The 13,728-nt window shown below is 69.7% G+C and carries 7 protein-coding genes and 2 CRISPR repeat arrays; of the genes, 6 read left to right on the forward strand and 1 reads right to left on the reverse strand.

Annotation, left to right across the window (positions count from 1 at the left end):
* The first annotated feature begins 53 nt into the window (after positions 1-53).
* From cas7g to cas2, 6 genes are read left to right on the forward strand one after another with little or no spacing between them, the layout of a single operon-like run.
* The gene (cas7g, locus tag JQS43_RS11080) at positions 54-1,292 is read left to right on the forward strand and encodes a type I-G CRISPR-associated RAMP protein Csb1/Cas7g (protein ID WP_239678994.1); all 1,239 of its coding nucleotides are present in this window, start codon (positions 54-56) and stop codon (positions 1,290-1,292) included.
* Positions 1,289-2,806, forward strand: a complete 1,518-nt coding sequence (csb2, locus tag JQS43_RS11085; RefSeq protein ID WP_239678995.1) for a type I-G CRISPR-associated protein Csb2 — start codon at positions 1,289-1,291, stop codon at positions 2,804-2,806. Before cas7g ends, csb2 begins: the two co-directional genes overlap by 4 nt.
* Complete coding sequence (gene cas3g, locus JQS43_RS11090; protein WP_239678996.1) at positions 2,803-5,553, forward strand: type I-G CRISPR-associated helicase/endonuclease Cas3g; 2,751 nt, start codon at positions 2,803-2,805, stop codon at positions 5,551-5,553. The genes csb2 and cas3g overlap by 4 nt, the downstream gene beginning before the upstream one ends.
* Complete coding sequence (locus JQS43_RS11095) at positions 5,550-6,599, forward strand: hypothetical protein (protein ID WP_239678997.1); 1,050 nt, start codon at positions 5,550-5,552, stop codon at positions 6,597-6,599. The genes cas3g and JQS43_RS11095 overlap by 4 nt, the downstream gene beginning before the upstream one ends.
* Positions 6,599-8,191, forward strand: a complete 1,593-nt coding sequence (cas1, locus tag JQS43_RS11100) for a CRISPR-associated endonuclease Cas1 (RefSeq protein WP_239678998.1) — start codon at positions 6,599-6,601, stop codon at positions 8,189-8,191. The genes JQS43_RS11095 and cas1 overlap by 1 nt, the downstream gene beginning before the upstream one ends.
* Complete coding sequence (cas2, locus tag JQS43_RS11105; RefSeq protein ID WP_239678999.1) at positions 8,188-8,490, forward strand: CRISPR-associated endonuclease Cas2; 303 nt, start codon at positions 8,188-8,190, stop codon at positions 8,488-8,490. Before cas1 ends, cas2 begins: the two co-directional genes overlap by 4 nt.
* Positions 8,491-8,676: 186 nt before the next feature.
* A CRISPR array of direct repeats spans positions 8,677-11,424; the repeat unit is 37 nt; unit sequence GCCGCAGCTCCTACCGGGAGCTGCCCTTCATTGAGGC.
* Positions 11,425-11,687: 263 nt separating this feature from the next.
* A CRISPR array of direct repeats spans positions 11,688-12,537; the repeat unit is 37 nt; unit sequence GCCGCAGCTCCTACCGGGAGCTGCCCTTCATTGAGGC.
* Between the two features lie 49 nt (positions 12,538-12,586).
* On the opposite strand, the gene JQS43_RS11110 is transcribed toward cas2, so the two are convergent.
* Complete coding sequence (locus JQS43_RS11110) at positions 12,587-13,726, reverse strand: Gfo/Idh/MocA family protein (RefSeq protein WP_239679000.1); 1,140 nt, start codon at positions 13,724-13,726, stop codon at positions 12,587-12,589.
* Positions 13,727-13,728 lie beyond the last annotated feature (2 nt).

Genomic DNA, 13,728 nt, shown 5'->3' on the forward strand with positions numbered 1-13,728 from the left:
ATGACGGCACGATCACATGCAGTGGATTGATCTAGACACGGAAGGAAGATGCAGTGCGTTCGTTGGATCTTGCTACTTTGCTCGCCGCCGGGTCGCCCGGTGGGTCGAGTTGTCTCACCTCGACCACGGCATTGGAGCCGGCCGGTGGTCGGCACAGCTCGGTGGCGCCGGCGAAGTTCGCCGACCGGGCCAAGAAGGGCGGCGTCTACGCCTACGAGCAGCGTTACCTCGGTGACGAGAGCCGCTACGCGGTGGTGATCGATTCGAAGCAGTCGCAGCTCAACCGGGCCGAGGTCGCGCTGGCTCAGGCCGTCGAGGACGGGCATCCGTTGTTGTCTCGGGTGCCGCATGTCCGGGTGTCCTACGAACGGGACGGAGCAGCCGAACACTACTACGACCTCACACTTCCCCACAGAGTCTACGATGGACATATTCGAGCTGGTTCGATTGATGGGCAGCCGGCCACCCAGACGCCGGCGTACCGGGCGGTCCGGGACGCCAGCCCAGCCAACGCCCGGGCGCTGCTGGAGACCAGCCCGGTGACGCTGATCTTCGGCGGTTGGGACTCGAGCCGGCGCAGCCGGCAGGGGCGCTGGCGCAGCGCGCTGGTCGGCGAGATCGTCGGCTTTGTCTCGGCGAGCCGCGACCATTCGGGCGCGTTGCAGAAGCCCGAGGCTGGGCTGCGAGGTGGCGCCCGGGTCGACCCCGTCGGCATGCAGATCAACCTCAACAAGAAGGTGATGACCGAAGTTGCCAACCAGCAGCAGGCCGAGCTGAGTCCGACTACCCACGGCGAGATTCTCAAGGCTGCCAATGGCATCAAAGCGGGCGAGGCGAAGTCGGCGTCCGCGCTCGGGCTCGGTGGAATCCCGCCGTCGCTGGACCAGCTCGCCGGGGTCGCCTGCGACGCCATCCTGCGTACCCATGTGCTCTCGTTCGCCACGCTGCGGCAGATGCGGTTCGGCGCCGGGGTCGAGGGCGACGCTGCCTGCCGGGCGCTGCTGGCGGCGCTGGCGCTGAACGCGCTCGCCCGCGCCGACGCCGAGCTCTTCCTGCGGGCCAACTGCGACCTGGTGGAGGCAGAGGCGCCCAAGGTCCGGCTCGACCAGCGCGGTGGGGCCTTCGCCGATCTGGAGCCGCTCAGCATCGACGCCGCCGACCTGCTGCTCAGCGAGGCGCTCGCCCACGCCGAGAAGGTCGCCGACGTCACCTGGTCCGGGCTGGCGATGCGGGTAACCGGCAACCCGGACATCGTCTCCGGCGCGGTCGAGGCGGACGAGGCGGCCCCGTGAGCTTCGCCATCGTCGCCGAGCCGCTGCTCGGCACCTACAGAGGACACGTCGGCAGCGGGCAACTCGACCCGCTGCCGGCGCCCGCCCGGCTGCACGCCGCCCTGCTCTGCGCGGCGGCGCAGGGCGTGCGGGCGGTCGCCGACGGCGATGGCCTCCAACCATGCGACGCCGACCGGGAAGCGTTGCGGTGGTTGGAGGCGAACCCACCGGACGGCATCACCGTGCCGGAGACGCTGCGCAACGGCGACGACGCTACGGCGTACCGGAAGGAAGGTCTGATCGTCAAGGAAGGGCGCAACCCGTTGGCCGACAAGCTGATCGGTAAACCGGCGGTCAGCGGGGTGGCGCTGACCGGGCGGTTCGCCTGGACCTGGGAGCAGGAGCCGCCGCCGCCGGTGGCGACCGCGCTCTCCGAGCTTTGTCCGGAGGTGCCCTACCTCGGGACCAGCGAATCGCCGGTGCGGTTGGCGGTGGCCGAGGCTGAACCGACCCACCGCCTCGACCCGGATGCCGACCTGTTCGTAGGGGAGGGGCTTGACCTGAGCGTAGCGAGTTCCGGCCGGGCGGCGGCGCTGGAGGCGGCGCACCGCGAGCAGTCGGTGGCGCCGCCGGTGAAGGCCGACGCCCATCGGTCGAGTGAGAAGACCACGCCGCCGCCGGTGGTGACGACCGGGCTGCAACTCGGCCGGTACACCCGGCCGGAGCCGCCGCCACCGCCGACTCCGTGGACCTCGGTGCTGCTGTTCCCGATGGAGCGGCCGGTCCCGCCGGAGCTGCGGGTCCGGTACGCGGTCGCGGTCCACCGCGCCCTGGTTTCGCTGGTCGGCGACGGCGCCCCCGCTGTCCTCACCGGGGCGTACGGCGAAGGTGCGACCCCGCCCAGCAACCGGTGCGCGATCCAGTTCCTCGGACCCGAGGCGCCCCACGTCGGCGGTAACGCGCTGGCGCTGCTGCTGCCGCGGGAGGCGAGCGACATCGACCTCACTCTGATCCGGATGGCGGTGCAGCGGCTGCGGCAGGTCAAGGTCGGCGCCGGTCCGTTCAAGGTCGCACCGCCGGTCGAGATCCCCGCCGACCAGTTCTGGCCGGAGCCAGCCGAAGGTACGCAGCGGTGGTGGCAGACCGAGCCGGTCGCCGTACCGGACAGTCGGCCGCCGCGCGGTGGCAAGTGGTCGCTCGCCGACGCCGCTGCTCTCTCGGTCGCGCTGGTCTGGCGGGACGAGTTCACCGTGTCGGGCCGCGGCGACGCCCGTTACCGGGCCCTGGCGGCGGCTGCCGCCGGGCGCGGGGTCCGGGTCGAGTCGGCGGTACGGGTGATGGGTGGTGACCTTGGCCGCTACGTCCACAAGGTCAACCCGGACACGGTGATCCAGCCCTACCGGGGGGTGTTGCACCTCGGTGACCTGACCGGCGCCCGGACCATCGCCGCGATCGGGCAGAGCCGGCATCTGGGCGGCGGCCTGCTGGTGCCGCGGGACCTGCCGGTCGAGATCGCCCGGAGGTTGACCCAGTGAGCCTCGACCGCAACGACTTCGCCGACTTCTTCGCCGCCGTCCGGGGTGGACATCGACCGTTCCGGTGGCAAGAGCGGCTGCTCGACCACCTGCTGTGCACCGGCCGGTGGCCGGACCAACTGGTCGCCCCGACCGGTGCCGGCAAGACCAGCGTCATCGACGTACACGTCTTCGCCGTGGCGCTGATGGCCGCCGGCCACCCGGTGCGGGTGCCGCGCCGGCTGGCGCTGGTGGTGGACCGCCGGGCACTCGTCGACGACCAGCATGACCACGCCAAGGCGATCGCTGAACAGCTGACGGGCGCCCGCGGCGGCCGGACCGTCCTGGCCCGAATGGCGGAAGCGCTCGACTGGTTGCGCACCGGCCGGTCCAGTGCAGAGACCGGCCCGCTGACCACGGCGCTGCTGCGAGGCGGCGCGCCGCCGGACCGCGAATGGTTGGACGACCCGCTCGCCTGCGCGGTCCTCAGCGCCACCCCCGACATGTGGGGCTCCCGGCTGCTGCTGGCCGGGTACGGGTCGCGGGCGCAGGCCCGGCCCCGCGAAGCGGGGATGCTCGCCTACGACACGGTTGTGGTGGTCGACGAGGCACACCTGTCTCGGCAACTGGTGACCACCGCCCGCCGGGTCGCCGAGCTCGCAGCGGTCGCCGAGGAACCGCTCGACGTGCCGATCCTGCAGGTGGTGGAGACCACCGCCACCCCGCACGCCGACGCCGGGATAGCGGTCGGGGTGGAGCCGGACGATCTGGCCGCCGACGAGCCGCTGCAGCAGCGGCTGACCGCCCCCAAGCCGGTCACCCTGCTGCCGTTGCCGGCCTGGCCGATCCCGAAGACCGGCCCTGCCCGAAAGGCCGGCATCATCGCGCTGGCCGACGAGGCGGTACGGCTCCGGGAGGCGTACGAGGCAACCGTGGGCTGCTTCGTCAACACGGTCGCGGTCGCCGCGGCGGTCACCGCGGAGCTGCGAGCTCGAGGCCTGCGCACCGAGCTGATCTGTGGCCGGATGCGGCCCTATGACGTGGCTCAGCTGCAACCGCCGAATTCGACTCTGTTGAGCATCGACGGTGACCGGTCGGTCGACATCCTGGTCAGCACCCAGAGCCTGGAGGTCGGGGTCGACCTCGACCTGGCCGCCGCGGTGACCGAGTTGGCGCCGGGCGGGGCGGTCGCCCAACGGGCCGGCCGGGTCAACCGGCTCGGGCGTCGCGACACTCACGTCAGCGTGGCGGTGCCGGCCGAGGAGTTGCCCGCCGGTGCCCAGTCCGGGCCGTACTCTTACGACGATCTGGCGGCGGCCCATGCCTGGCTGACGGAGCGGCAGGCCGACCCGGTGGGCCTGGCGCCGTGGGCGTTGCGTGACGCCCGGCCGCCGGCGCCGAGGCTGCGGCGCGACCTGTTGCAGCGGCTGGAGCTGGCGCAGGCCTGGCACCTTGCCCGCACCGGCTACGACCTCGCCGCGCCCCAGGACGACCTCGACCTGTGGCTCTCCGACGATCTCGACCAGCTCGACCACGAGATCGGGCTCGTCGTCCGGCGCGCGCTACCGACCGACGAAGCCGACGCGGTGCGGCTGATCGGGGCACTGCCGCCGCGGGCGTACGAGGTGTTCTCGGTCCCGATCCGGCAGGCGGCATTGCTGCGAGCCCGGCTGAAACCCGGCTCGGTGCTCGTCCGGCCGAGCGAGGATGCGCCGCGCCCACTCACGGAGGACGACCGGCTCCGGCCCGGCGACCAGCTGGTCATCGACGACACCAACACGGTGTTCACCGAGCGCGTCGTCGATCCTGAGGGCAACCAGCGGGTCGCGGATGTGCTCGAGGCGCGCGAGGAGCCGAAGCCGGGGGAGGTGGTGCTCCGGATCGAGCGGGACACCGCCGGCAACGGTCGACTCCTCGACGCCATCGAGGCCATGCGGGATCCTGCTGCGGCAGACCCCGACGAGCTGGAACCGGTCGAGATCGCCCGGCTGCTGCGGGTGCACCGAGATGAGTTGGGTCCGCAGCCGATGGTAGTGGCGGCGGCCAGCCTGCTGGACCGGCCGGCAGATGATCGAGCCGAGGCCGAGGTGACCCTGCACTGGGACTACCTGGACCCCGACAAACCGGCGCTCGCCCGGCTGATCGTGGTCGACATCCGCAAGGCGACCACGGACGCGGAGCTGCGGCAGACCTGGACCCCGAAGCGCAAGCGGGTCAAGCTCTGCGACCACGCCGAAGCCGTGGCGGCGAGGGCCGTGGCCGTCGCCAGCCGGCTCGACCTGGGCGCCGAGCTGGTGGCGACCTTCCAGCTCGCGGGCCGCCACCACGACGACGGCAAGGCTGACGAACGGTTCCAGCGTTCGCTCTACTCCGGCCAACCCCCGGACGACCTGCTGGCCAAGAGCGGAGTCCGCGACGCGGGGATCGTCAACCGGCTTCGTGCCGCCTCCGGTCTGCCGACCCGCTGGCGGCACGAGCAGCTCTCGGTCGTCCACGCCTGGTCGAAACTGTCCGGCCTGTCCCCGCCGCAGCGGGAGCTGGCGGCCCGGCTGATCGGCACCAGCCACGGCCACGGCCGGCACGGCTTCCCCCACGCCAGCGACGATCTGGTTGACGGCAGAAGCGATACCGCCGTCGAGCTGTACGACGAGGGTCTGTGGGACGAGCTGATCGAACGTACGCATGTCCGTTGGGGGGTGTGGGGTTGCGCGTACCTGGAGGCGCTGCTCCGAGCCGCCGACGGCCAAGTCTCCGCGGAGGGATCATGACCGACTTCGTGCTCGCGAGCGCAGCCCCCGACGTGATGTTGTCGCACCTGGCGCTGTACGGACTCGCGGCGATCGTCGAAGACGGCGGCCTCGACGACGTTCGGCTCTCGTGGACCGGCGGCATGTCGCCCCGGCCGGTGCTGAGCGCGCCGCAGGCCACCCCGGAGCGGATCGGCGAGATCGTCCGCCGGCACGCCGCCGGTGGCGACGACCCCGACAACTGGCCTAGCCGACAGATCAGCGACCGGGAGAAGCGGGCGCTGATGAGCCCACGGATCAGCGTCATCGCCGAGCGCGAGGGCTGGCAGGAGCTGCAAGACCGCCGGCACGAGGTCCTCGACCGGCTCACCGGTGCGCGGGCGTTGCTCGACCTGCGGCTGATCGCCGCGCTCGGCGAGCCGAGCTACTGGCGGCTCAACAAGCAGGGGCAGCGCCTGCAGGACGACGGCGCCCACCGGATGGAGATGCAGCCCCGCAACCAAGGCTCCGAGTTTGTCGGCAACCGACTGCGCCCGCTGGCTGCCGCGGTCGCGGCCCGGACCGCCGGTGAAGTGGCCGACGGGCTACTGGGTCGCCGCGTCCGCGACGAGGTCGGCAAGGACAAGCCCGACAGCCGTACGCCGACCGGCCTCGCCGCACCCGGACCGACCGACAACGCGTTGGCGTGGTGCGCACTGTGGGGCATCTCGCAATTCCCCATCGCTGCGCGTACGAGCGGATTCGCCACCGCTACTGGACACATCGGACGTGGCACGGCCGGCTACTACTATGTGCCGGTCTGGGCTGGGCGGTGGCGCACTGCCCGGCACCGGACCATTCTGGCCAGCAAGCAACTCGCGGAGTACGCGGCGACCGGCCTCACTCCGAAGGAGTTGGGGCGCTCCGCGGAGCACAGTGTCGAAGCTCCGGTGGCGGCGGCCCGGCAATGGCTGGCGGATCGGCAGGTAATCAGCGTGGTGCGGTTCCCGGTGCACCGGTTCGGCAGCGCCAGCGCACCGGAGCGCCGGGCCATGCTCGGCGAGTTACTCAAGGTCGGCCCGCGCTGATGTCCGAGCTGATCCCGATCAGCATGGTGGCGCACCAGGCGTTCTGCCCCCGCCGAGCCTGGCTGGAGGCGGTGGGGGAGACCACCGACACCCACCAGGTGGCGGTCGGCGTCCAAGCCCACGTGCCGGCCGACGACCCGAGCGGGTCGCGGTCCCGCCGTTACCGGGCCGTCGATGTGGTCAGCCACGATCTCGGCGTGGTCGGCCGCTGCGACACCGTCGAACTCGACGACGACGCCGCGATGACGGTCGTCGAGCACAAGGCCACCCCGGTACGTCGCCGGCCCGAGGTCACCGAAGCGATGCGGGTCCAGGTCGCGTTGCTCGCCGGGGCGTTGGCCGACATGGGGTACCCGGTGGCCGGGCAGGCGATCTACTTCACCAACCACCACACCCGGGTGGACGTGCCGCTCACCCCGGCCGACATGGAGCTCGCCCGGGAGATGGTGGCAGCCACCGCGCGTACCCTGGCCGCTGAAGATGCGCCGCCGCCGTTGGAGGACCACCGGCGCTGCTCCCGTTGCTCCCACATCAGCGTCTGCCTTCCTGACGAGCGCCCACTCGCGCCGGTGACCCGCCGGATCGTGGTTGCCGACCCGGACACCCAGATCCTGCACCTGACCACGCCGGGCTCGCGAGCCTACGTCACCCGGGGCCGGATCGAGGTCAGCAAAAGCGGGGAGAAGCTCGGCACCTACCCGATCGAACGGGTGCAAGGCCTGGTGGTGCACGGCAACGTCGACCTCTCCAGCGGGTTGATCCGGGAAGTGTTGTGGCGCAGCCTCTCCGTCGTGTGGTGCACCAGCTCCGGCCGGGTCAGCGGGTGGGCCCGGCCAGCCCAGGGACCCAACGGCGGTCCACGGCTGCGGCAACACGTCGCATCCCACCACGGGCGGATCGACCTGGCCCGCCAGTTCGTCGCCGCGAAGGTCGCCAACCAGGCGACCCTGTTACGCCGGCACGGTGATGCCCCGGCCACGGTGACGCGGCTGCGCGAGTTGCAGCGCGAGGCGCTCGAAGCGCCATCCTTGACCGACCTCTTCGGCATCGAGGGCGATGCGGCGGCGCGCTACTTCGAGCACTTCCTCACTATGCTCAAGCCACGGGTAGTCGCTGCCGAAGAGCTCACCTTCTCCGTACGGACCCGCCGCCCTGCCCGCGACCCGATCAACGCTGCCCTGAACTTCTGCTACGGGCTGCTCACCGCGGACATGCTTCGGGCCGTCGTCGCCTGCGGGCTCGACCCGCACGCCGGGTTCCTGCACAGCAGCGGACGCAACAAGCCGGCGCTGGCGCTCGACCTGGTCGAGGAGTTCCGGGCTGCGGTGGCCGATTCGGTGGTCACCAACGCGTTCAACAACGGCGAGATCCGCGCCCGTGACTTCTCGACCGTGCTCGGGACCACCCGCCTCGGTGACCGTGGGCGCAGAGCGCTCATCTCCGGCTACGAGCGCCGCGTCACCGGCACCTTCCGCCATCCGCTGTTCGGTTACGACGTAACCTGGCTCCGTGCGATGGAGATCCAGGCACGGCTCGTCCTCGGGGTTATCGACGGCACCCAACCCCGATACCAAGGGATCAAGATCCGATGAGCCTGGACGACGTACGGCGTTATCTCATCGCGTACGACGTGTCGGACGACGTACGCCGGACGAAGGTCGCCAAGAAGCTCGAATCATACGGCGACCGGGTGCAGTACAGTGTGTTCATCGTGGATATCCGCCCGGCCAAGCTGCTCCGGCTTCGCGCCCAGCTCACTGAGCTGATCAACGAGAGCACGGACTCGCTTCTGTTCTGCAATCTGGGTACGCTCAGCGAGAGCAAGAGCCGGTCGCTCGACGTGATCGGTCTCAGCCGCACCATCACCGACCACGGCCCCGCGATCCTCTAGATCAACCGCGAAGGCTTCGTCGTCCCGCTCACAAGCGCTCACCCGTCGCAGGGGCAAGTGCCCAGCTCGCGGGCCACTCCACGCAGCGTGAGCCAGGCGCTCAAGGTGCCACGCTAGGGGCGCGGAGGGCAGCCTTCGCGGCAGACCGTCACAGGCGCAGCTCACGGCGGGTAGAATTTCGACCCAGCCGCAGCTCCTACCGGGAGCTGCCCTTCATTGAGGCAGACAGACAGAAAGGGCCACGGACCGTAGTCCGTGCCGCAGCTCCTACCGGGAGCTGCCCTTCATTGAGGCCGCCCCCGTGACCGGGCCGAGCTGCTGGAGGTCAGCCGCAGCTCCTACCGGGAGCTGCCCTTCATTGAGGCGCAGCCACCAACGGCTGGGAACTGCTAGCCGAGGTGTGGCAGGCCGCAGCTCCTACCGGGAGCTGCCCTTCATTGAGGCAGACAGACAGAAAGGGCCACGGACCGTAGTCCGTGCCGCAGCTCCTACCGGGAGCTGCCCTTCATTGAGGCACAGTGCATCGCGTGGATGAGGTCACCTACCGGGGCCGCAGCTCCTACCGGGAGCTGCCCTTCATTGAGGCTTCTTGACTTGCCCGTTGCCGACCTCCGCCCAGGCCGCAGCTCCTACCGGGAGCTGCCCTTCATTGAGGCTAGTGGACATGAGCGACCGAGCCTGGCTCAAGGGCCGCAGCTCCTACCGGGAGCTGCCCTTCATTGAGGCTGCGCTGGCGCAGGTCGGCACCATCTCTGTTCGCCACTCGCCGCAGCTCCTACCGGGAGCTGCCCTTCATTGAGGCTGCGGTCGCCGCGGTGCAGGCCGACGACTGGGGCCGGGCCGCAGCTCCTACCGGGAGCTGCCCTTCATTGAGGCTCGGCCCCGGTCTCACCCAGCTTGCGGCGTAGCCAGCCGCAGCTCCTACCGGGAGCTGCCCTTCATTGAGGCCCGGCCAGTTTTTGTTCCGTGGACCTTATAGTTCGGATGGCCGCAGCTCCTACCGGGAGCTGCCCTTCATTGAGGCTGCTCATCCGCGGCAACCCATCGTTGTGTCTGCGCCGCCGCAGCTCCTACCGGGAGCTGCCCTTCATTGAGGCTGCTTCCACTGCTCCGGACCGAGAATCTGCTTAATGGCCGCAGCTCCTACCGGGAGCTGCCCTTCATTGAGGCCGCCGCCGAGGTGGCCGACATCCAAATGGAAGGCCGCCGCAGCTCCTACCGGGAGCTGCCCTTCATTGAGGCCTGCCCATCCACGACCCGAGAGGCCGCTACCGTGGCCGCAGCTCCTACCGGGAGCTGCCCTTCATTGAGGCACTGCCCCGCCCCGGCTCGACCGGGGTTTCCACCGAAAGCCGCAGCTCCTACCGGGAGCTGCCCTTTATTGAGGCCCACCAGAGAACCATCAGAGGTTGTTCCGGCTTCGCCGGCCGCAGCTCCTACCGGGAGCTGCCCTTCATTGAGGCCGTTTGCGGATGCCATCGAGCGGTACGGCTTGGAGGCCGCAGCTCCTACCGGGAGCTGCCCTTCATTGAGGCTTGACGGTGTCGGTCCAGCGCCGGTGGTGCCGGTCGGGCCGCAGCTCCTACCGGGAGCTGCCCTTCATTGAGGCTCATCCAAGCGTACGGATCGGTCTACGGCGATGGCCGCAGCTCCTACCGGGAGCTGCCCTTCATTGAGGCTCACTCAGCTTGACGAGTTCGGCGACGTTCCGGCCGCCGCAGCTCCTACCGGGAGCTGCCCTTCATTGAGGCTTTCGCCATCCGGCATGCGGGTGGGTGGCGGACCAGCCGCAGCTCCTACCGGGAGCTGCCCTTCATTGAGGCTACGGCCGAGGGCTGAAGGCCATCTCGGAAAGCCAGGGCCGCAGCTCCTACCGGGAGCTGCCCTTCATTGAGGCTCCGCGCTCTGCGACACCTGGGTGAACCCCGAGGTGACGCCGCAGCTCCTACCGGGAGCTGCCCTTCATTGAGGCTAGCCGGTCGGCTCCTGCGCGAAGCCGGCGAACTCAGCCGCAGCTCCTACCGGGAGCTGCCCTTCATTGAGGCCGACGAAGGTGGGCGAGTTGGCGATCCGGACGGCCAGCGCCGCAGCTCCTACCGGGAGCTGCCCTTCATTGAGGCGAGGCGATGGTGGCCACCCCCGGCCAGTCTTCCGCGCCGCAGCTCCTACCGGGAGCTGCCCTTCATTGAGGCCGGACACCGACCGGTTGCCCCATTCGCGGGGTCCGAAGCCGCAGCTCCTACCGGGAGCTGCCCTTCATTGAGGCTAGCCGGTCGGCTCCTGCGCGAAGCCGGCGAACTCAGCCGCAGCTCCTACCGGGAGCTGCCCTTCATTGAGGCCCTATCAGCCCGGGGACGTGGTTATCCTTACCCGGCCGCAGCTCCTACCGGGAGCTGCCCTTCATTGAGGCCAGGACAACGACCACCAGGGCCATTGGCCAGGTCACAGGCCGCAGCTCCTACCGGGAGCTGCCCTTCATTGAGGCGCGACGGTACGGACGTGCTGATCCGGTGCTGGCGCCGCCGCAGCTCCTACCGGGAGCTGCCCTTCATTGAGGCCGGGTGGCCAGCTCCGCGGCGGCGAGCGCCTCAAGCCGCGCCGCAGCTCCTACCGGGAGCTGCCCTTCATTGAGGCACCGGCTCGCATCACGGGCACCTGCACGCGGAGTTGATCGCCGCAGCTCCTACCGGGAGCTGCCCTTCATTGAGGCGCCACTCGACCCATGCTGGGTTCAGCCGTCCACCAAGCCGCAGCTCCTACCGGGAGCTGCCCTTCATTGAGGCTGCGTCACCAGGCAGATCGGCAGGGCGATCAGCCGGTACGCCGCAGCTCCTACCGGGAGCTGCCCTTCATTGAGGCCGGGTCCACCAGTCCAGCGCCACCACCATCCCCCCGCGCCGCAGCTCCTACCGGGAGCTGCCCTTCATTGAGGCTCGACGCCGACCCCGACCTTGCCCGCCGCGGTATGCAAGCGGCCGCAGCTCCTACCGGGAGCTGCCTTCATTGAGGCAAGGCGACTCGATCGGCGACGTATTCGAGCGCGCTGTCGCCGCAGCTCCTACCGGGAGCTGCCCTTCATTGAGGCCTTTCGACCGGGTGAGCGTCGATCGCCTCCACGTCGTGCTGGCCGCAGCTCCTACCGGGAGCTGCCTTCATTGAGGCAGCGAGTCCAAGACGGTGGCGGCTGAGGAACGCCTGCCGCAGCTCCTACCGGGAGCTGCCCTTCATTGAGGCTCGTACGCCCAGCCGCGTCCGCAACCGTGGTCACGGCCGCAGCTCCTACCGGGAGCTGCCCTTCATTGAGGCCCCGCAGGGATTCCAGCGCCGCTGTCGCCTCACCCAAGCCGCAGCTCCTACCGGGAGCTGCCCTTTATTGAGGCACCCGCCCGTCACCCATCCATTGAAATACGTAATGCCGCAGCTCCTACCGGGAGCTGCCCTTCATTGAGGCGATTGAGCCCTTGCACCAGTTGCGCTTCCCCGCCTGAGAGCCGCAGCTCCTACCGGGAGCTGCCCTTCATTGAGGCCCGACGATATCTGTGGAGCGCATCTAAACCACCACTCCCGCTGCCGCAGCTCCTACCGGGATCTGCCCTTCATTGAGGCTTGCCTCCGTGGTGGTGTTTGCTGCTGACCTCCTGAGCCGCAGCTCCTACCGGGAGCTGCCCTTCATTGAGGCTTGTTTTTGCCCATCACCCGGTCGAGCCGGCCCGCCTTGCCGCAGCTCCTACCGGGAGCTGCCCTTCATTGAGGCGTCCGGCCGGCGGTGACGATCGCGACGATCACCAGGGTGGCCGCAGCTCCTACCGGGAGCTGCCCTTCATTGAGGCGCGGCGCTGTGCAACCGCGACTACGAGGGCGAGAGCCGCAGCTCCTACCGGGAGCTGCCCTTCATTGAGGCGGGATCAGGCCGTGGTGGAGCCGGTGCGAGGTGCGCCGGCCGCAGCTCCTACCGGGAGCTGCCCTTCATTGAGGCATGCCAGACTGTAACGTGCAACCCCGAAACCAAGGCCGCAGCTCCTACCGGGAGTTGCCCTTGTTGGGGTAGCCGGTGTGGGTGGTGCTGGTCAGTCCCGGCTCCCGTTGGAGTCGCCCCTCAGCCGATTCCTACCTCTTCCAGGAGCTCCGCTACCGGCACCGGTCGTCCGTCTGCGTGGGCCGAGCGGCGTACCGCCTCCATTAGGCACAGCGTCTCGATCCCTTCGGTGAGGTCGGGGGAGTGGTCGGCGCCGGACGCCAGCGCCTCCGCGAAGTATTGAAGGTAGTTGGCGAACTCGCCGTAGTGCATGCCGTGCACCTCATTGTTGAAGTGGTAGTGGCGGTATTCGTAGAGCATGTCCTCGACCACTTCGGTCCCGTCCGGGGCGGTGTGGATGTACTGCATGTCGTGATATTGGGCGAGCGAGCTGCCGCCCGAGCCGTAGAGTACGCACTCGATCGAGTTCCGGGCTCGTGGCAGCTCGTGCATTCCATAGTGGCCATAGGCGCGGCCGATCCGACCGTCGTCGGTGTGGGCGTTGACCGAGTAGATGTCGAAGGAGGCGCAGCCGTGCCGGCGGGCGAGCGCCGAGCGGCCGCCGAGCGCCGAGACGGTGTGGATCGGCCCGAGATACCACCGCAGCAGGTCCAGCGGATGGCTCATCCCGAGGTAGACCCAGTCGGTTTCGGCGACGATCCAGGGTGCCCGGTGGTAGTACCAGTCCATCCGGTGGGTGTAGTGGGCTTCGACCACCTCCACGTCGCCGACCTCGCCGCGCTCGAAGGCGGCGCGTTGCCGGCGGAACGACTCGAAGAACCGGGTCGACTGGCCGACCAGCAGCCGCCGTCCGGTCCGCCGGGCGGCCGCCAGCACCTGCCGGGCGGTCGCCAGGTCGTTGACGATCGGCTTGGTGCACACCACATCTTTGCCCGCCTCGAAGGCGGCGATGATCTGCTCACCGTGCCGGTGGTCGGGGGTGTAGACGCCGACGATGTCCACGCCTTCGTGGGCGAGCAACTCGTCGTAGGAGGTGGTCATGGCGACGTCGGGGACGTCCGCGGCCACCTCGGCGAGGGTGTCCGGGTTCAGGTCGCAGCCGACCACCGGGCGGACGTTGCGGGTGCGGTAGGCCGCCAGCAGTGCGGTCCGGCCCTCGTGCAGCCCCACCACCCCCAGCCCGTACCGTTCGGCTGGCGGAGCGGACTCGTCGGGCGGGTACGAGTGGACGCCGCGGGCGACGCGGGGAAAGTAGCTCATGG

It is taken from the genome of Natronosporangium hydrolyticum (genome assembly GCF_016925615.1).
Taxonomy (GTDB): Bacteria; Actinomycetota; Actinomycetes; order Mycobacteriales; family Micromonosporaceae; genus Natronosporangium; species Natronosporangium hydrolyticum.